Below are 19224 nucleotides of genomic sequence, written 5' to 3' on the forward strand. Positions count from 1 at the left end.
ACGACCTAAAGCTCCCACAGGTGGCGAGGCGCTACAGGGGTGTGAAAAAAACGTGAAAAATAAATAGAACCTTTTGCTTTGCGTTTCCCTCGAAAAGGCTCCTGCAGCATTTGCCTTTCTCAAACAGGGAGATTCACACACGATGTCAAAGGTATTCGCAACCCTTCTGGCCAGCACCTCTGCCGCCACCTTGCTGGCACTTTCCAGCAATGCCATGGCCGCACCGAACACCGGGCCGATTTCCACCCTGGGGATTCTCGGCAGCTACAACGACTTCAAGCTCGAAGGCGGTAGCCAGAGCGACAAGGAACACCTGGGCGAGGGTGGAGTGTTCTACAACTTCGGCAACAAGATGACCGCCGAGTCCGGCCTGATCTACCAGGCCGGGATCGAAGCCAAGTTCGGCAAGAAGAACGACAACAAGCTCAAGGAAGGCCAGGCCGACCTCGACCTGGGCTGGCGCGCCGCCCTGGATGCGCGCAACTTCGTCGATGTGCTGGTGGGCGGTGGCTACACCTGGACCCGCTACGAGCCGGACACCGGCGACTACGACATGAAACTCACCAACAAGTCACCCTTCGCCAAGGCGGCCCTGGGTTATAACCACCAGTTCGACGACGTGACCATGCGCGTGGAGCTGGGGGCCCGTCACACTATCGATGGCCGGGCGCGCTTGAAGGTGGATGATGTCGGCAGCGACACCGTGGACCTGAAGAACCGCACCAACCCCTATGCCGAAGTCAATTTCCTGATGAACCAGAACGGTTCGTTGCCGGTGATGGCCGGGGTTTACTACACCCACACCGAGTACAAGCTGGACGAGGATACGCCGGTGGCCGACAACACCAAGCTCAAGCGTGACGAGTACGGCTTCAAGGTTGGCCTGGCGTTCTAAGGGCGGCAGCCCGCCTCAAGCCGCGACAGAACCGCCGGCCCCGTCCTTCGATGGGGCCGGCGGTTGTGCTTTCAGCCGAGCGTGGATGGCTCGCGCCCGATCTCTGCCCGCAACTGGGCGATCAGGTGCAGGCAGTGGGTGAGCCCTGGCGAGGGTTCGCCGATCCGGCGGCTGAGAATGATCGGCGAGGTGGCCTCGGTTTCCAGCAGCGGGCAAAAGCCGATGTCGTCGCGGTGCAGCACCTGTACCGAGGCCGGCACCAGGGTGATGCCGATGCCGGCGCCCACCAGGCCGATGGCGGTCTGCAATTCGTTGGTCCACTGGGCGATCTTCAGGTTCAGGCCCCGGGCATTGAACAGTGCGATCACATGGTCGGCGTAGCTCGGCCGTGGGTTGGCCGGGTACAGCACGAAGGGCTCCTGCGCCAGTCGTTCAAGGCTCACCGGCTGCCCCAGCAGCGGATGCCCGGCGGGCAGGGCGACCACCAAGGGGTCTTCGGTCAACACCTTCTGCACGATGGCCGGGTCATCGATAGGGATGCGTCCGAAACCGATATCGATGCGCCCGGCCTTCAAGGCTTCCACCTGTTGCAAGGTGGTCATTTCCGAGAGACCCAGCTCCAGCTCCAGGGTCTCGTTGCTGCGTAGCCGGCGAATCAACTGCGGCAGCACGCCATACAGGGTCGAAGGGGCGAAACCGATGCCCAGCCAGGTCTTGTGCCCCAGGCCGATGCGCCGGGTGTTGTCGCACACCTTGCCCAGCTGCTCCAGCACCCGGTTGGAATGCTCGTAGAAAAACCGTCCGGCGGCGGTCAGGCGCAGTGGCCGGCCACGCTCCAGCAGCAGTACCCCCAGTTCGTCTTCCAACTGCTGGATCTGCCGGCTCAGGGGCGGTTGGGCGATGTGCAGGCGCTCGGCGGCCCGGGTGAAATTCAGGGTTTCCCCCAGCACCTGGAAATAGCGCAGATGACGCAGTTCCATGATTCCTCCTTGGTGGCCTTGCATACCTATTAGGTATCAAGCAAGACCAATTCTATATTGGAACCCCGTAAAAAGCCGGGACAGAATCGCTGACAGAACCTCAAGAACCTGACGGGTATGGACATGCACGCTTCCGCCATTGAATCGATCGAAACGATCATCGTCGATCTGCCGACCATCCGCCCGCACAAGCTGGCCATGCACACCATGCAGAACCAGACCCTGGTGCTGATCCGCCTGCGCTGCGCCGATGGCATCGAGGGCCTGGGGGAAGCCACCACCATCGGGGGCCTGGCCTATGGCAACGAAAGCCCGGACAGCATCAAGACCAACATCGATCGCTTCTTCACGCCACTGCTGGTCGGCCAGGACGCCAGCAATATCAACGCCGCCATGTTGCGCCTGGAGCAGGGCATCCGTGGCAATACCTTCGCCAAATCCGCTATCGAGACAGCGCTGCTCGATGCCCAGGGCAAGCGCCTCGGCCTGCCGGTCAGCGAGTTGCTGGGTGGCCGGGTGCGCGACGCCTTGCCGGTGGCCTGGACCCTGGCCAGCGGCGATACCGCCAAGGACATCGCCGAGGCCGAGAAGATGCTCGAGCTGCGCCGCCATCGGATCTTCAAGTTGAAGATCGGCGCCGGCGAGGTACGGCGCGACCTGGCCCACGTGATCGCCATCAAGCAGGCCCTGGGGGAACGCGCCAGCGTGCGGGTCGACGTCAACCAGGCCTGGGACGAGGCCGTGGCCCTGCGTGCCTGCCGGATCCTGGGCGACAACGGCATCGACCTGATCGAGCAGCCCATCTCGCGCAACAACCGCGCCGGCCTGGTGCGCCTGAATGCCAGCAGCCCGGCGCCGATCATGGCCGACGAATCCATCGAGTGCGTGGAAGACGCCTTCAACCTGGCCCGCGAAGGCGCGGCCTCGGTATTTGCCTTGAAGATCGCCAAGAACGGCGGCCCTCGGGCCGTCCTGCGCACTGCCGCCATCGCTGAAGCGGCGGGTATCGGCCTCTACGGCGGGACCATGCTCGAAGGCGGCATCGGTACCCTGGCCTCGGCCCATGCCTTCCTGACCCTGGGCAAGCTGGCCTGGGACACCGAGCTGTTCGGCCCATTGCTGCTGACCGAGGACATCCTCGCCGAGCCGCCGCTGTATCGCGACTTCCAGCTGCATGTATCGACGGCCCCGGGCCTGGGCCTGAGCCTGGACGAGGAGCGCCTGGCGTACTTCCGCCGCGACAAGACCACCCCCGTGCTGCACCACGCCTGAGGAGGGCTGCATGCTATTCCACGTCAAGATGACCGTGAACCTGCCGGTCGATATGAATCCCGAGCGCGCCGCGCAACTCAAGGCCGACGAGAAAGCCCTGGCCCAGCGCCTGCAAGCCGCGGGCAAGTGGCGCCACTTGTGGCGCATCGCCGGGTTGTACGCCAACTACAGCGTGTTCGATGTCGACAGCGTGCAGGAATTGCACGACACCCTGATGCAATTACCGCTGTACCCGTACATGAACATCGAAGTCGATGCCATGTGCAGGCATCCTTCGTCCATTCATGAGGATGACCGCTGAGTCCGTGCCAGCCCGTTCACCACTCTAATAAGTACAAGATGAGGATCGATCATGAACGTCAGGATTTCCCACACCGCCAGCGCCCAGAAGTTCCTCGAGGAAGCCAGCGGCCAGTTCACCGAAGGCGGCAACCCACGGGCCAAGGCCCTCATGCACCGCATCCTGCGGGACACGGTGAACATCATCGAAGACCTGCAGGTGACCCCCGAGGAGTTCTGGAAGGCGGTCAACTACCTCAACGTCCTGGGGGCCCGCCAGGAAGCCGGGCTGCTGGCGGCCGGCCTGGGCCTGGAGCATTACCTGGACCTGCTGATGGATGCCGCCGATGAGCAGGCCGGCAAGACCGGTGGTACCCCGCGCACCATCGAAGGCCCGCTGTACGTGGCTGGCGCGCCCCTGAGCCAGGGCGAGGCGCGGCTGGACGATGGCAGCGATCCCGGCGTCGTGCTGTTCATGCAGGGCCAGGTCCGCGATACCGCCGGCCAGCCGCTGGCCGGCGCCATTGTCGACGTCTGGCATGCCAACACCGGCGGCACCTATTCCTACTTCGACGGCAGCCAGTCGGAATTCAACCTGCGCCGGCGCATCGTCACCGATGCCGAGGGCCGCTATCGCTTTCGCAGCATCGTACCGTCGGGCTATGGCTGCCCGCCGGATGGCCCGACCCAGCAACTGCTGGACCAACTGGGGCGCCATGGCCAGCGTCCGGCGCATATCCACTTCTTCATCAGCGCAGACGATCATCGCCACCTGACCACCCAGATCAACCTGGATGGCGACCAGTACCTGCACGACGATTTCGCCTACGCCACCCGCGACGAGCTGATCGCCCAGATCACCTTCAGCGAAGACCAGGCCCGGGCCAGGGAGCTGGGCGTCAGCGGGCGCTTCGCCGAAATCCACTTCGACTTCACCCTGCAATCCTCGGCCCAGCCTGAGGAACAGCAGCGTCACGAGCGAGTTCGCGCCCTGGAGGCTTGAGCCCCGCCGACCACGCCTGCCCCGGCCACGGAGCACCGACGCAGGTGCCCGTGGCCTTTGCCGTTATGCCGGGCCTGACGAGCCTGGGTTGTGAGCCTGAACGCAGACCCGAAAAGAACCCATCAGAGTGAGCCGATCCTGCAGATGCCTCTGTTGAGCCAGTGCAGCAGCGTGTTTGTTCAAGCCGATCCTTATGCCGTCTCCGGTTACGTCAACCCGCACGTGGGCAGCCATTGCCACTCGCAGCCTCAATCGCGTGCCCATCGGCCCAGCCAAGGGCAGGGTTAATGCACTCACTGCCTGTCTGGCCCTTGAAACCGCCGGTCGTGGAGTACCGGTCAATGCCAGCGCCCTCGGCGGCACCGAGACGCATTCTGCGCAACAGCGCCAAGCAAAGTGCTCAGGAGAAAATCTGGTACCAGCAGATAGTCGAGCAGCCCCTGGAAAGCGACCGGATGCACCGCTACGGCAGCGTCGATACGCTCCATAGCAGGCCAATTCAGAAGGGAATTGCATACACCAAGAATGAACACCACGGATGCCAGGCACAGGCAGTTGCCAAAACCCGACGAAGCCGCAAATGGCATCGCCGAGGATCATTGATGGGCCGGCGGATTTCGCGCGCCGGCCGAGTCCAGGAATAGACCGGTAGCCACCACTGCGCCCAGGGCAATGAGTTGGATGTGGCGCTTTTTCAGGCCGCGATGCAGCTGGCCTGAAGATGAGTGGTGTTCATTCATGAAAGGGCTATCTAAGGCTCGATCCGCTTCGATGCTGATCGATCGGTGCCCAGTGCTGGTGTAGCCCATCACACTTCGGGGATACCGAATGTTTATTGGTCTTGGTGACCGGACATCGATCTGTTTGATTATTTTTTTTAAATCAATTGGTTAGGTTTCTATGCGGGCGCATGGCGGAAGCTGTTGTGGTGCCTTTTAAATTAATCTATTTGAAGAAATATATTTCTGTTCGTTGAATTTGTGGAAGGAGGGTGGTACTAAATGCACCGCACAAGGAGATTCATTCGCTTCCAAGGAGCCTAGGAACGATGATTTGGAGTGATAGTGGCACCCAAGGAATCCATGGCCTCGCCATTGGCGCAGCCAGTGATGCGAAACGCTATTTGCGCGACGCCGCACAGGAGATCCATTCCCGTTTGTTGCAGGATGGCGCCCTGGTCATTCGTGGCGTCGAGCATTGCACCGACCCCGGCATGTTCGAACAGACCATGGAGACCCTGGGCTTCGAGACTCGCGACTACGTGGGCGGGAGCTCCCCTCGCTCAGCCATTCGCGGCAAGGTCATGGAGGCGACCCGCACGCCACCGGACTGGTCGGTGATCCTCCATCAGGAGATGGCCTATGTGAAAAGACCACCCGAAGTCATCGCCTTCGTCTGTGTGGCGCCTGCGGGGAAGGGCGGTGAGTCGGTCATCGGCGATATGCGCAAGGTGCTACAACGGGTTGATCCGACGACACTCGAGCACTTGACGGAGCGCGGCCTCAAACTGCGCAGGACTCTGCCCTGCGAGGCACGGGTGCAGCTCAAGCCAGGGGTGAAGAAAAGCTGGCAGGAAACCTTTGCTACCTCCAGTGCGGCCCAGGTCGAGGCACTTTGCCGTTCTCGCGGCTGGGACTTTGAATGGAACGGTGCAGACCTGGTGCTCTGGCAAGACTGTATTTCACCGCTGCGCCAGCACCCACTCAAGGCCGAGGACATCTGGTGCAATCAGGCGCATTTCTGGGGCCCGGCGGCGATGCTCGAATGGGCTCGCATCGATGGTCGGGAGCAGGACGTTCGCGAGTTGTTGGAGGCCCGCGAGCGAAGCCCCGAACTGCTGGAGGCCATGTGCTACGGCGATGGCGAGCCCCTGCCCGACGACCTGATCCTGGAACTGTTCCATTTGGTACGCAGCCTGGAGCGCGATATCGATCTGGCGCAAGGCGATATTCTCCTGCTGGATAACCTGCAGTTCGCCCATGGCCGGCGCGCCTTTTCAGGCAATCGACAAATCAATGTGCTCATCGCCAATTGGGCCGATGGGCAGTCAAATGCTATTCAAGGATGAATCAATGACCATTCAGGAAAAAAGCTTTACGGCGGATAACACTTTCGTACTCAGCCCTGGCGTCGATGTCGGCCTGGACGAACTGCTGCACTTTTCCCGGCCGGGCATGAAGGTTGCGGCTTCGCAGGCCACTTGCCAGCGCGTCCTGGCCTCGCGCGAGGCGTTGGAAGAGATGGTGGCGCAAGGTTCGGTGATCTATGGTGTGAACACCGGGATGGGCGGGTTCGTCGATCACTTGGTGCCGATCGACAAGGCCCACCAGCTTCAGTCCAACCTGATCCAGGGCGTATCCACCAACGTTGGTGAGCGCTTCAGCGACAGCGTTGCCCGGGCCACCATGTTTGCCCGGATCGTTTCCCTGGCCCGGGGCAACTCGGCCATTTCCCTGGAGAACTTCGAGCGCTTCATTGCCATCTACAATGCCGGCCTGGTTCCCGAGATCCCCAGCAAGGGTTCGTTGGGCACCAGTGGCGATCTGGGGCCATTGGCGGCAGTCGCGCGGATGCTCACCGGAGACGGCCACGTCTACCTGCAGGGTGTTCGCCTGCCGGCAGCACAGGCTCTGGAGCAACTGGGGCTGGCACCGCTGCACTTAAGCTACAAGGAAGGCCTGGCACTGATCAACGGCACTTCGTGCATGGTCGCCGTTGCCGCGATGAACGTGGTCGAAGCCAGGCAGTTGCTTGAGCAGTACACCTCGATCTGCGCCCTTTCCTTCGAGTCATTGCAGGCGCGGGTGCGCCCCTTCCATCCGGATGTGCACCAGCTCAAACCTCACGTCGGTCAGCAGAAAATTGCCGAAGCCATCTGGGATCACCTGCAGGGCTCGAAACTGGCGGTCGATGATATCGAGCTTTCGTCGCAATTGGGGGCGCGCCTGACCGATCGCGTGCGTCAAGAAGACATGCCGATCGAGGACGCCTACTCCATCCGCTGCACGCCGCAGGTGCTGGGCCCGGTGCTGGAGACCATCGAGTTCGTCGAGCGGGTGGTGGCCAACGAGCTGAACTCGTCGAACGACAACCCGCTGATCACCCCCGAGAACGGCCAGGTGTTCCACAATGGCCACTTCCATGGCCAGTACATCGCGGCGGCCATGGACTACCTGACAATCTCCATGATCACTCTGTGCAACCTTGCGGACCGCCGCATCGACCGCTTCCTGACCAAGGCTAACAGCAACGGCTTGCCGTCCTTCCTCTGCGCCGAGAATGGCGGCCTGCGTTTCGGCCTGATGGGCGGGCAATTCATGTCGGCTTCCCTGACCGCGGAAAACCGTTCGCTGGCCACGCCGCTGTCGATCCAGACCCTGACCAGCACCGGGGACTTCCAGGACGTGGTGTCTTTCGGCCTGGTGGCCGCGCGTCGTGCCGCTGAGGTACTGCAGAACACCCGCTATGTCGTGGCCTTCGAACTGATCTGCGCGGCCCAGGCCGCCGACATTCGCGGCCTGGAAAAACTCGGACCCAAGGGCCGGGCCTTGCATGCCCGGGTGCGCGCGGTAGTGCCTTACCTGGACCGGGACGAGGCCCTGACCCGGCACCTGGAAGAACTGGTTGTCCAGGTATTGGGAGGGCATGCGCAATGAACTCGATCAACCGGGAAATGTCCCGCGCCGACAGCGCGCAGGCCGCGACGCCAGAGCACCACGTTCGCTTGCATGCTAACGAGAATCCGCTGGGAGCCTCCAGCCTGGCGCAGAAACTCTGTCAGTCACTGCCGGCACTGCTGAGCGAGTACCCGGACGGCAGCTACAAGGCCTTGCGCGAGGCTATCGGTGAGCGCTGGAACGTCGAGCCCGAACAACTGGTCGTGGGCTCGGGAACTGATGAATTGATCGATATCGCCATGCGCAGCCTGCTTAAGCCGGGAAGCCGCATGGTGGCGCTCGAGCACAGTTTCATAATGTACAAGCTGCGGGCGGATCTTCTGGGCGTGAATTACTACGAGATCTTCTGCGACCCGCAGGGGGACTATGCCACGGCCCTGCAAAGGGCTATGGAGAACAAGCCGGATGTGCTGGTTCTGGTCAACCCCTCGAACCCGTTGGGTGGCTACATGACGCCGCAGACATTGCTAGCCCTGGTCGCCGAGGTTCCGCAGAGCACTACGCTGATCATCGACGAGGTCTATGCGGAGTTCACCCCCGACCGTGAAAGCTCCGCCGGCATGCAGTTGGTCAAGCAGCGCCAGAACTCGATCTGCCTGCGCAGTTTCTCCAAGTCATATGGTATTGCTGGCCTGCGCCTCGGCTGGGCCTACACCAGCACCGATCTGGTTCCGCTGCTGCAGGCACGGCGCGCGCCTTACAATGTCAGTGCGTTTTCCGCACTGGCCGGGGAGTACGTGCTGGAAGATTCCACGCATCTGGATCGCACCACTGCCCACTGCCTGGCCTGGGGAGAGGAGCTGGTCAGCCTTTTTGCCGAACACGGCATCAGTGCCCGGAGCCAGTACGTCAACTTTGTCTTCGTCGATTTCGCCGACCGCCAACGCTGCGAGAATATGCATCGTCATCTGCACGACGCAGGCTTCCTCACCTCGCACCTGGCTAACTACGGTCTTGAGAGCTGCCTGAGGATTTCCTTCGGCAACCAGGAACAGATGACTCGATTGGACCAGGTCCTCAGAAACAAACTGGCGGAACAGGAGCCTTGTCCCGCTGGTGAGGCACTGTAGCGGCCGGTGTTATTCAAGGTTTCCAATTCAACTCGCTGAATCGACAGCGCCAAGGTATTCGAGGCAGGCATGGACGAAACGCTCCCTTTATTTCACGAAAAGCCATATCTGAAACAAGTGGAGTGTCGTATCCAACTGCTTGATCGCGACGACGGTGGTTTACCTTTTGCGTTGCTCGACGAAACGCTTTTCTATCCACAGGGAGGCGGACAGCTGGGCGATCGGGGCCTGCTGAATGTCGCCCGCGGGGAGGCCGGCGCCACCCCGTGGGCATTGCCGGTGCTCACCACGAAAAAGAAGGATGAACAGATTCGCCATTACCTCGGCGTCGATGATCAGGAGTTCGAGTTCCTGCAGCGCAGCCTGCCCGGGCAAAAGGTCATCGCTAGCCTGTTCTGGCCGTTGCGATATCATCAAATGCGCATACATTCTGCGATGCACCTGCTGCATTGCATGCTCGAAGAGACTCTCGGGCGCGTCCTGCCGCACCCGGTTCGCTCACCCTTGAGTGACGAGGGCGGGGAAAATCACTATGAATTCGTTGGAGAGTTCGATGAGCAAAGCCTGAAGCGAGCCACTGATGCATTGAACGAATTTTGTTCTGCAGGCCATGAGATACGTACGGAAGCGGATACCGGTAAAGGACAGGGATATCGTTGGTGGCGATGTGGAAAATGGTCGATCCCCTGTGGGGGAGTTCACGTATGTAATACGCAAGAAATAGGCTTGGTAACCGCCAGTATGAAAGTCAAGAAAAATACCACCCGAGTTGCTGTGAGCGTGCCTGCCGAGAGCGAAGAACCTGTGCCGGGAAAGCGGGCTTTTGGGGCCTTCCTGACCCAGTTGCGCATCCAGCGTGGCCATTTGAAAATTTCGACATTCCTGGATGAGGTAAGCATCCCGTTTTCCGCCAACTACTATCGTGACGTCGAGGCAGGCAGAAAGCATCTGAGCATAGATACTGCCGTGGAGTTGCATGACCACCTGGGGATAGAAACCGATAGCAAGGCGAGCTTCGATTACTTCTGGCACTACTTTCGCGACCTGGTGCCTGGCCACTTGCACGAGATGCTGTTCGGCAAGGGCATCGAGGTTAAGGACTTGGCGTCCCGCCTGGAGGTGCGCGAATACGACTCGAAGATCCTGCGTCGGGCCCTGAGCCTGAGTCGCTACGAGCGCGAGTTCATCATCACCGAGGACATCATCGAGGCATTCAGGGACAACTTCGAACTGCTGCCCCTGATGACCTACCTCTATATGGTGGACAGTGCCTCGGTTGCCGAAATCCGACTGGTGTGCCAGCAGATTGGTCTGGACTACGACCAGCACACCGAAGCTTTTCTCAACCTGATTGCCAAGGAACGCAGTGGCCCCGAGGCCCCATTCGTACGCCATGCGCCCACCTTGCGCATGCCCAGGAGCGAGCAAGCCCTGAAGCTCAAAGATCAGTTCCTTCGCTATGAAATCGAGCGTTCATTGCCCAAGCCCGAGAAGAGCGAATACTTCGATGTGGCTGGCTCATTCAAGTACAGTTCGATGGTTACGCTCAAGGATGCGGAGATCGAACAGATCCAGGACCGCCTGGTGGACCTGTTCTCGGTTATAGAAGTGCACAACAAGTCCGGCAGCCAGCTGGAGGACGCCGGAGCCCATCCGTACTTCTTCGGTCTGGTGGTTTCCGGGCGCCCCGAATACGACGGGCGCGCTGCCCGCACACCGAAGAAAGCCGGCGAGTGAACCGCGTCGAGGCAGTCTGTGCTGCCTCGGTGTCTTCGCCGATGGCAAGCGTCGGGCGCTTATGGGAAGAGTCGCAACGACCCGGGAAACCGCCGTCCGGCCTGTAACCCGCTACCTGTCAGTCATTAGTCAGAACATGGATGTCACTCATGAATACTTCAGTGCTTGAACAACTTCACCATGTCTTCGGCGAACGCTTGCGCCTGGAGCCTGCGATCCTCCAACAGTTCTGCCAGGCACCTCCGGGCATCAGGCTGAGCCCGCCCGAGGCGGTGGTGACCGTGCGCAGCGAGGAAGAGATCGTCCGGGTGGTTGGTATCTGCCACGAGCACGGCGTGCCGGTGATTCCGGCTGGGGCACGTTCGTCGCTGGAGGGGCAGATCAACGCACCCTGTGGCGGAGTGTGTATCGACTGCTCGGAGATGAACCAGATACTGGCGGTCAACCCCACCGATATGACTGCCACGGTGCAGCCGGGCGTCACCCGTGAGCAACTCAACAGCTACCTGCGTGAGACCGGGCTGTTCTTTTCCGTCGACCCGGGAGCCAATGCATCTATGGGCGGAATGGCCGCCACTCGAGCCTCGGGTACCAACTCGGTGCGTTACGGCACTATGGCCTCGAACGTCAAGGCGGCGCGCCTGGTGATGGCCGACGCCACCGTGGCCGGTATCGGTTCCAGGGCTCCCAAGTCGGCAATGGGCCTGGACCTGCTGGCGATGGCTGTGGGCTCGGAGGGCACTCTCGGCATCTTCAGCGAGCTGGAGGTCCGGCTGCACCCGCAGCCGGAAAGCATCGTCTCCGGCGTGTGTGCCTTTGATTCAGTGGACAGTGCCGTGCAAACCGTGGCCGAGGCCCTGGGTCAGGGAATTTCCATCGCCCGGATCGAGCTGCTGGATACTACGGCGGTGCGTGCATGCAGTGCCTATTCCCGTGACCTGAGACTTGAGGAAACTCCCCACCTGTTTCTGGAGTTCCACGGCGACCGGGCGACGGTGGCGATCAACGTCGAGCTGTTCACCGAGAATGCGCGTGAGCATGGCGGGCAGGTCAGGTTTTCCGAGCGGCAGGAAGAGCGCAGTGTTCTGTGGAAGGCCCGGCACGATGCCTGGTGGGCCTTTCATGCCTTCTACAAGGGGCGCAAGGGGCTGGCCACAGATGTTTGCGTACCGCTGTCGTGCCTGAGTGCCTGCATCTCGGCCACGGCGGCGGACATCGCCGCCTCGGGGCTCGATGCGCCGCTTATCGGTCATGTCGGCGATGGCAACTTCCATCTGCTGATCATGCTTCAGGAAGGGCGCGACGAAAGCCCGGAGATTCAGCAGTTCCTGGCACGCCTGTCCGAGCGGGCTCTGTTATTCGGCGGCACGGTCAGCGGCGAGCACGGGGTCGGGCAGGGCAAGATTAAGTGGATGTCGGCGCAACACCAGGCGGCCCTGCCATTAATGCAGGCCATCAAGTCGGCGCTTGACCCGCAGAACATCTTGAACCCGGGCAAGATGTACCAGCACAGTGCCTGAACCGTTCGAACCATAAACTTCAAGGATTGGGGTAGCAGTCATGCGGCATATTCTGATAGTCGGCATCAACAAGGTATCCATCAAGTACGTGTGCGAGGCCATCCGCTCGGCAGGCTTCGAGCCGATACTGAGCGTCGATAGCTCAAGCCTGCACGGTGCCGCCAGGGCAGTAACGGAGGGCGTCACCTGCATTCCGGCCTTTGCCGAAGCCCGGGCCCTGGCCGATTTCCTCAAGTCCCGCGAGGATCTAGTAGGCTCGATTCACAGCATCACCACCTTCTTCGATGAACTGTTTCCGATGGTCGCTGCCGTTGCCCGGGATTTTGGCTTCAACGCGCCGCCCGCAGTCTTTGCACAACTGTCTTCCAAGGACTTCGTCGGTAACCTGATCCCGGAACACGTTCCAGCCGAATGCCATGTATGCCTGGCCAATGGCGATTTCTCGATCCCCTGGCTGAAGCCGGGGCAACAGAACGATGTGGTGCTCAAGCCGGCCATCGGTTCGGGAGCGGTGGCCACCGCGCTGCTGTCCATCGCGGCGGATGCCGACCCGGTCACGCAGATCAGGTCGGCCATTCTCGATAGTGCGATCGATGACCCTCAGGACCTGTTGTGGATAGTCCAGGCACACTGCGAGGGCGACCTGGTCAGCATGGAAGGCTTCGTTCAGGACGGGCAATTGGTGTTTCTCGGGCTGTCCCGGCGCGACCGCGTGGGTTTTACCGAGGTGGCCAACCGTTTTCCGGCCAACCAGCTGATTGCCGCTGATGTGCGGGCGAAGATCGAAACGGCGGTGCGAGACCTGGTAATGCGTTCTGCGTTCGACAATGGTTTCTTCCATTGCGAGTTCATCGCCACGCCCTCCACGGCCTACCTTATCGATGCCAACATGGGCCGTCTGGGCGGTGCCAGCATCGTCGAGCAGATTGCCCTGGCCTACGGCCTGTCCCCGGCAATCGTGTTGCAGCAGGTGGCGCTGCTGCCACTGGGGCTGCTCAAGAATCGCCCTGTCTACAAATCTAGCGCCGATTGCCGCCAAACCCTGAGTTACTGGTACTGCCTGGATCACGAGGCGATCGTTCATGACTGGGAAGTGGCGCAGATCACTTCCATCCATACCCCGATCGCTACCGTGGGCAACCTCATCCAGCCCATTGGCACTTCCGACTATGCCTGGGTCGGCATGCTCACGGGATACGCGGAGGTGGTCGGGAAGGACATCGACAAGGTGCTGATTCATACCGACCGTGGTCCCCAGCGTCCGGTTTTCCAATGATCTACATAGTTCGGTTCCTGGCGGCGGCGGCCTGGAGCTGTTTCTATCCGTTTATGGCCGTGTGGCTCAACACCGTGGTCGGGCTCGGCACCAGCGCGGCGGGCATAGTGGTCGGCTGCGCGATCGTGGCCAACCGTGTCGGCGCCCTGGCCTTCCAGAGCGTGCTGGACAAGCTCGAGCGCAGGCTGGAGATCGCACTGGCCTTGCTCTGCGTGGCGGTCTGTGCGCTGCTGATGCTGCTGGCGGCTGCCTTTGGCATCACCAACATCATTGTCTGGCTGGTGCTGGTGGTGGTGTTTGGCGTGGCCAACTCGGTCGCTACCATCTCGCAGATATCCTACATAGTTCAGCATTTTCGCGAAGGAGAGCACGAACGCGTGCTCTCCTACGAGAACGTTGCGGCCAACGCCGGGGCTGGAATCGCGCCTTTTGTCGCTTCGCTGATACTGGCCGGTGCCGGCTTCTGGTTCGCGGCTCTGCCGCTGCTGCTGGGGGTGTTGGCGACGCTGTCGACGACGCTGGTCTCACGCACTCAGCGAACCGCTGGCTACGGCACCGGGGGCGGGCTGGCAAAGGCCGTGCGGATGGGGGCCTCGCCCAGGATCGTGGCCTTTATGGCGATCAACTTCCTGACCATGATCGGCTATGCGCAGTTCTACTATGTGTTTCCCACCTATGCCACCGAGCGTTTCTCCAGCGAACTGGTGGGTGTGCTGTTTCTGATCGCCAGCGCGGTGATCATTCTGGGCCAGGTTTATGTCACCGCATTGGCCCAGCGCATCTCGCGCTTGTGGCGGGTAGTGGTGGCCAACCTGCTGATAGGTATCGGCTGCCTGCTGCTGATGGCCTCGTCGCAAACTCAGGCAATCCTGTTTGTGGTGGTGGTCTTCATCGTCATCGGTGAAATGATTTGTGGTCCGCTGTACCAGGCCCAGGCGGTCAAGATCTGGCAAGGCCGTAGTTCTGTGGCCATGGCGGTGCAAACCTGTGTCTGGGGGGCTGCCGAGGCCATCGCCGCGGTGCTCGGGTTGCTGGCCGTGGCCCGGGAACTCAGCTTCCTGTCGTTTCTGTTGGGCTTTGCCGCCTGCGCGATTGCGGCAGTAGTGGCCTGGGTCTGCATCGCTGCAAAGCGCCCGCTGATCGGTATCGAGATCGAACAGGGCCCCCCTGCGCTTGCCGACCGCGGTACGGCAGAGGGCGTTCCTCGCCCTTAGTATGGGCGGGCGCAGGCCCTGGGCGCTTGCTCGGCCCGGGAGTTGAGCTTCATCAAGGCAAGCGCAAACTCGGCAGTGCCGCCTTGCCCTGGGCCGTCAGCACCGGCGCCAACTGGTCCCAGGTGAAGCTCAGCTCATTGTCGCAACCGTCACCGTAGGCGGGCGTCGAGAGCTGCAAGCCCTGGGTGTCGAAGCTCAAGTCGTAGGTCGAGTAGCTGCTGACGGCCGGGCAGCCTTCGTCCACGGTGGTCTGTTTCTCCAGCCAGGTGGCGAAGCCGGGCGCCAGCTTCACCTGGCCGGAGTAGGCGTCGTGCCACTGCTGGCGTCCGCCCACCCAGGTCCAGGGATCGACGGGCTCGCCCGTCTTCAGATTCCAGCTGTGCAGGCCCCAACTGATGCCGTTGCGACCGGTGCCGGCGGTCCAGCGATAGAACCTGACGGTGATCCACTGCGACGACCAGTACTGGGGCTCGACGCTGATTTCGCTGGTGTAGCCGGAGCCGTTACGCCCCAGGTACTCGCGGCGCTCGCTGAAGAACTCCTCCTGGCTGTCGGGGCTGATGGCCAGGCGTTCCAGCTGCCGGTTGATGTTCTTCAGCGCCGGGGCATCGCCCTCCAGCCTGAGGCTGACCTGGGCGCCCTGGGTCCTGAGCTGATAGCGGTGTCCAGCGAATTCTTTGCTCTGCACCTTGACCGGCAGCGGCGCGGCCTCCAGCGGCGCGTTATAGGCATCGCTGCCACAGCCTTCGGTGCTGGTGCGGGTAAGTCGCAAGGGTAACGGCGTGCCGCCGGGAGCCTTGCTCCAGGTGCCGCTCAGACGATCGTCCTGGGGCGCGTCGAGCTGCCAATACCCGGTCTGGCCGTCCTCGATCCAGGGCTCGCCGGCTTGTGCCTGGGTCAGCTGGATCGGCGTGACGAAACGCTGATAGTAGTAGCTGGCGTTGCTGTTGGGGGCGGCGTTGAAGCAGGCGGTGATCGCGGATTTTCCCAGGGTGCCCGTCCACACCCCGGCGAGATCGCTGGGCGTGGCAGCGGCGTAAGCTGAAGCGCCGGTCAGGGCCAGGACGGCCAGGGGTTTGAGCATGGGGGCGGACTTCCAGTTGTCGGACAGGGGGCATCATAACGGATGCAAGCGCTGGGCTTGGCACTCACCTTGGATGCCTGCCTGACTGATCATTGGTTGCGCGAGCACGATTCGAGAATCTTGCGCCGCGCCTTGAGCTTGAGCCGCTACGAGCGCGAATTCATCGTGACCCAAGAGATCATCGCGGCGTTCAACGAGCAGTTCGAACTGCTGCCGTTGATGACCTATCTGTACATGGTGGACAGCGCCTCGGTAGCCGAGGTCCGCTTGGTCTGCCAGCAGCTGGGCCTTGCCTATGATCAGCGAATCGAAGCGTTCCTGGCCCTGGTCGCCAAGGAGCGCAGCACCCCGCAGGCGCCCTTCGTGCGGCATGCGCCCACGCTGAGGATGCCAAGGACGGCCGAGGCCCAGGCGCTCAAGGACCGCTTCCTGCGCGCCGAGATCGATCGTTCATTGTCCAAGCCCGAGCAAAGCGAATATTTCGATGTGTCCGGGTCGTTCAAGTACAGCTCGATGGTGACGCTCAGGGACGCGGAGATCGAACAGATCCAGGACCGCCTGGTCGAGCTGTTCTCGCTGCTAGAAGTGCACAACAAATCCGCGGGGCAGCTGGAAGATCCCGGTGCCCAACCCTACTTCTTCGGGCTGGTGGTGTCGGGTCGTCCGGAGTATGACGGGCGGGCGGGGCGGCCGAAGAACAAGCCCAAGGGCGCAAGCCAAGCATGATGGCGGCTGCAGCTTTGCGGTTGTGCTGAAGAGGCGCTGCCTGAGGCCGCGAGGTAGCCCGGGCCGGGACCCGGCCACCGGCTTGGCAGGAGAACACCCAGGGCGGCGCTATGGCCTGTCCTGGGCAATGGCATAGGGCAGGTCGACCGACGGAGCATCCGGCAGCTGGCGCAAGGATTTCACCATCAGGTAACCGACGATCTGCGCCGAACTCAGCTCGATATGCAGCATCCCTTCACCCAGCTGGAATGGGTGCAGAGGTTTAGTGTGGTGTACATCAATCATCCCCTCCACATCTGCAACATGGGTTTGGCTGAAGTTAAAACCACACGCCTCACACTGAAGCGTCCCCTGTTGCTTCAGGGCCTTGGGGCGAGTCGGTGAAACAGAGTGACTCGTCTACTCACCTGCTACACCGGAGCACGCTCGACCTAGGTCAGATTCAACCCGCCGTCTGAGAGCAGTATCTCGCCGGTCAAGTAGTCCGACTCGACCAGCATCACAACAGCTTTTGCGATGTCGTCTGGGCTAGCGGCCCTGCGCATAGGGGCGCGAGTTCGCCAAAGCTCTTGGGCCCCCGTCCATTCTGCGGTCATCGGTGTGTCGACCAAGCCAGGCGCCACAGCGTTTACGCGAACATCTGGCCCCAGCGATAACGCGAGCAAGCGGGTCATGTGATTAAGTGCGGCTTTGCTGACCGCATAGGGAATCGATGCGCCTTTAGGACGGATACCGGCATGGGAACTAATGTTGACGACGCAACCTGCTCGACGGTAACGGGCGGCATCGCGCAATGCCGACTCGGCCAATGCGACGAGGTGGAACGGCGCCACTACATTCACCTCGTTAAGTTCGTGCCACACCGTCGAGTTGGCCGAAGCAAGGTCGCCGTGGGGAATGACTCTGCTGATACCGGCGTTATTGACCAGTACGTCGAGCTGCCCCCATGCGGCGATCGCCTCGTTAACCAGCCTGACCCTGTCAGCCTCGACCGCAAGATCAGCTTGCACGTAAATAGCCTGCTTCATTTCGCCAGCCATAGCGCGTCCCCTATCCGCAGAGCTTCGCGAATGGATCACCACCGCATAGCCTGCCTGGCTCAGTACACGTGCAATGGCTGCGCCGATACCGGAAGTGGATCCTGTAACCAAGGCGACACGTAATACGTTATCGATTGTCGGCTTGGGGGGCATATGGATTTCTCTAATGGGTTGCTAGAAAGCCAGCACCGGAGCACTAAGCGAGCCATGTCGGCTTCAGGCGGTCACGATGGGCATTCAAATCAGGTTGGCGCTTACCAGGTAAACCGTTGCGGTGAAGGGGATACCGGTTCAGGGCAAGAACGAACTCGTCGCTTCTCCAGGCACGGTTGGATTGATTGGGGAAGGTGCAGGGGGCACTATCCGTAGGTTTCCCGATTCGCTGTACGAAACAGCGTAAAAGGCCGTAAGGGTATTCTTTTCCCTACTCGTTTGGGAGTCTGTCGACCAACCAAGGCAAAACCTGCTCCCAATTCCAGTAGAAACCGCGTGACATGCTGTACCAGGGCATGTTCGATATCGCGCTCGTTTGCCTCTCGGTTGACGTCGAGCAAGTCGAATACATGAGGGGCTTTCAGTACCTGCTGGGCCAGGTCCGGGTTGGAGGCTGGCAGTTGGGTTGAAAAGTTGGCTTGTGCCATGCCTTCACGCGCCAGCAAGCGAGTTTCGATGTGCATGCCCAGTGCACTTCGGGCCGTAATCAACGGCTCGTTGGGCGTAGGCTAGGCGTTCTTGTGGAGCTTTCAGCTTGGTGATCAGCAGCAGAGTGTGACCCTATGGAAATTGTCCAACAGCCTGTTGGACAATTTCAGAATCGGGCCAGGCCTCGGCAAAGCCGCGTCACCTGCAACACCTCCTTTTGCGCCTGGCCCCAGTGCTCTTGCTCGGCCTCGGGCTCATCACCTCCACCGCCCAAGCCAATCCCACTACCACCTACCGCGGCACCCTCGGCGATACCCCGGTGGAACTGGCGCTCACCTACGACTCCCAATACGGCGGCGGTATGTCCGGCTATTGGTTTTCCGAGTCCGAGCGCCTGCCGATGGCGTTGGAATCCACGCCTTTCCATCCCGGTCCTGGGCTCTTGATCAACCATCATGGACAACCCGACCCTGCCTGCGGCGGCGGTGTCGTTGCAGCCGTTCGCCGAGGGTGCTGATTCGTTGCTGGGCAGCCTGGTGGATACCTTGCAGTTGCAGGGTGAGGGGGAGCAACTGCGGGTTGTTTTCAAGGGCTGCAAGCTCCCGGGGTTTCGCTGGAACGAGGGCGGTGGGAGCTTTGCGCCGTTGCCTCGAGGCCCTTTCGCTTGCGTTCTTGGGCGACGGGGCGATGTCGATAGTTTCGATATTTATGCCGGGGGCGGTCTTGCAACCGCCGTCTGTGCAGTGATGCGCAAGACGCTGCACATCGTATTTGGCGTGCTCAAGTCGGGCCATCCTGATGACCCGAAA

17 protein-coding genes and 4 pseudogenes are annotated in these 19224 nt (G+C 61.3%); 15 read left to right on the forward strand and 6 right to left on the reverse strand.

Going from position 1 to position 19224, the window contains the following annotated elements; all coding sequences use genetic code 11:
• Positions 1 to 142: 142 nt before the first annotated feature.
• Positions 143 to 895, forward strand: coding sequence for an outer membrane beta-barrel protein (locus tag H7A76_RS14005; protein ID WP_185699031.1), 753 nt, complete (start codon positions 143 to 145; stop codon positions 893 to 895).
• Positions 896 to 966: 71 nt separating this feature from the next.
• On the opposite strand, the gene H7A76_RS14010 is transcribed toward H7A76_RS14005, so the two are convergent.
• On the reverse strand, positions 967 to 1875 hold the full coding sequence (locus tag H7A76_RS14010) for a LysR family transcriptional regulator (protein ID WP_185699032.1): 909 nt from the start codon (positions 1873 to 1875) through the stop codon (positions 967 to 969).
• A gap of 123 nt (positions 1876 to 1998) precedes the next feature.
• Here H7A76_RS14010 and H7A76_RS14015 point away from each other — a divergent pair, with 123 nt between their 5' ends.
• The 5 genes and pseudogenes from H7A76_RS14015 to benD form a co-directional block, all read left to right on the forward strand.
• A complete protein-coding gene (locus H7A76_RS14015) occupies positions 1999 to 3147 on the forward strand; it encodes a muconate cycloisomerase family protein (RefSeq protein WP_185699033.1) in 1149 nt (382 codons plus the stop codon).
• Between the two features lie 10 nt (positions 3148 to 3157).
• Positions 3158 to 3448, forward strand: a complete 291-nt coding sequence (gene catC / locus H7A76_RS14020) for a muconolactone Delta-isomerase (RefSeq protein WP_185699034.1) — start codon at positions 3158 to 3160, stop codon at positions 3446 to 3448.
• Positions 3449 to 3499: 51 nt separating this feature from the next.
• On the forward strand, positions 3500 to 4429 hold the full coding sequence (catA, locus tag H7A76_RS14025) for a catechol 1,2-dioxygenase (RefSeq protein WP_185699035.1): 930 nt from the start codon (positions 3500 to 3502) through the stop codon (positions 4427 to 4429).
• A 135-nt stretch (positions 4430 to 4564) separates the two neighbouring features.
• Positions 4565 to 4699 (forward strand): annotated as a pseudogene (locus H7A76_RS32315) (AraC family transcriptional regulator); the annotation flags it as partial.
• Positions 4656 to 4908, forward strand: a pseudogene (benD, locus tag H7A76_RS14030) (1,6-dihydroxycyclohexa-2,4-diene-1-carboxylate dehydrogenase); the annotation flags it as partial. The pseudogenes H7A76_RS32315 and benD, both read left to right, overlap by 44 nt.
• A gap of 82 nt (positions 4909 to 4990) precedes the next feature.
• On the opposite strand, the pseudogene H7A76_RS32320 reads toward benD, so the two are convergent.
• Positions 4991 to 5169: pseudogene (locus H7A76_RS32320) on the reverse strand (aromatic amino acid transporter AroP); the annotation flags it as partial.
• A gap of 251 nt (positions 5170 to 5420) precedes the next feature.
• On the opposite strand from H7A76_RS32320, the gene H7A76_RS14035 reads away from it, so the two are divergent.
• The 7 genes from H7A76_RS14035 (at position 5421) to H7A76_RS14065 (ending at position 14923) form a co-directional block, all read left to right on the forward strand.
• Positions 5421 to 6497, forward strand: coding sequence for a TauD/TfdA family dioxygenase (locus H7A76_RS14035; protein ID WP_312026256.1), 1077 nt, complete (start codon positions 5421 to 5423; stop codon positions 6495 to 6497).
• A gap of 4 nt (positions 6498 to 6501) precedes the next feature.
• Positions 6502 to 8085, forward strand: coding sequence for a phenylalanine aminomutase (D-beta-phenylalanine forming) (locus tag H7A76_RS14040; protein WP_185699036.1), 1584 nt, complete (start codon positions 6502 to 6504; stop codon positions 8083 to 8085).
• A complete protein-coding gene (locus H7A76_RS14045) occupies positions 8082 to 9176 on the forward strand; it encodes a pyridoxal phosphate-dependent aminotransferase (protein ID WP_260497971.1) in 1095 nt (364 codons plus the stop codon). The genes H7A76_RS14040 and H7A76_RS14045 overlap by 4 nt, the downstream gene beginning before the upstream one ends.
• A 69-nt stretch (positions 9177 to 9245) precedes the next feature.
• Positions 9246 to 10913 (forward strand): hypothetical protein, encoded by a 1668-nt coding sequence (locus H7A76_RS32325; protein ID WP_260497972.1) that lies wholly within the window; start codon positions 9246 to 9248, stop codon positions 10911 to 10913.
• Between the two features lie 149 nt (positions 10914 to 11062).
• A complete protein-coding gene (locus tag H7A76_RS14055) occupies positions 11063 to 12433 on the forward strand; it encodes an FAD-binding oxidoreductase (protein ID WP_185699037.1) in 1371 nt (456 codons plus the stop codon).
• Between the two features lie 40 nt (positions 12434 to 12473).
• A complete protein-coding gene (locus H7A76_RS14060; protein ID WP_185699038.1) occupies positions 12474 to 13709 on the forward strand; it encodes an ATP-grasp domain-containing protein in 1236 nt (411 codons plus the stop codon).
• Between the two features lie 53 nt (positions 13710 to 13762).
• Positions 13763 to 14923 carry an MFS transporter gene (locus H7A76_RS14065; protein WP_409519185.1) on the forward strand — a complete coding sequence of 387 codons (1161 nt, stop codon included), beginning with the start codon at positions 13763 to 13765 and terminating at the stop codon, positions 14921 to 14923.
• Between the two features lie 52 nt (positions 14924 to 14975).
• On the opposite strand, the gene H7A76_RS14070 is transcribed toward H7A76_RS14065, so the two are convergent.
• Positions 14976 to 16007: a hypothetical protein gene (locus tag H7A76_RS14070; RefSeq protein ID WP_185699040.1), complete on the reverse strand. Its 1032-nt coding sequence runs from the start codon at positions 16005 to 16007 to the stop codon at positions 14976 to 14978.
• A gap of 57 nt (positions 16008 to 16064) precedes the next feature.
• On the opposite strand from H7A76_RS14070, the gene H7A76_RS14075 reads away from it, so the two are divergent.
• A complete protein-coding gene (locus tag H7A76_RS14075) occupies positions 16065 to 16733 on the forward strand; it encodes a hypothetical protein (protein ID WP_185699041.1) in 669 nt (222 codons plus the stop codon).
• Positions 16734 to 16841: 108 nt separating this feature from the next.
• On the opposite strand, the gene H7A76_RS32330 is transcribed toward H7A76_RS14075, so the two are convergent.
• The 3 genes from H7A76_RS32330 to H7A76_RS14085 form a co-directional block, all read right to left on the reverse strand.
• Complete coding sequence (locus tag H7A76_RS32330; protein WP_260497973.1) at positions 16842 to 16964, reverse strand: hypothetical protein; 123 nt, start codon at positions 16962 to 16964, stop codon at positions 16842 to 16844.
• A gap of 200 nt (positions 16965 to 17164) precedes the next feature.
• Positions 17165 to 17926: an SDR family NAD(P)-dependent oxidoreductase gene (locus H7A76_RS14080; protein ID WP_185699042.1), complete on the reverse strand. Its 762-nt coding sequence runs from the start codon at positions 17924 to 17926 to the stop codon at positions 17165 to 17167.
• A 206-nt stretch (positions 17927 to 18132) separates the two neighbouring features.
• The gene (locus H7A76_RS14085) at positions 18133 to 18450 is read right to left on the reverse strand and encodes a DUF1016 domain-containing protein (RefSeq protein WP_260497974.1); all 318 of its coding nucleotides are present in this window, start codon (positions 18448 to 18450) and stop codon (positions 18133 to 18135) included.
• 420 nt (positions 18451 to 18870) lie between these two features.
• Between H7A76_RS14085 and H7A76_RS32790 the strand changes: the two are divergent.
• Positions 18871 to 19224 (forward strand): annotated as a pseudogene (locus H7A76_RS32790) (hypothetical protein); the annotation flags it as partial.

The sequence above is a fragment of the Pseudomonas sp. MSSRFD41 genome (assembly GCF_014230245.1).
In the GTDB taxonomy this organism is placed as follows: Bacteria; Pseudomonadota; Gammaproteobacteria; order Pseudomonadales; family Pseudomonadaceae; genus Aquipseudomonas; species Aquipseudomonas piscis.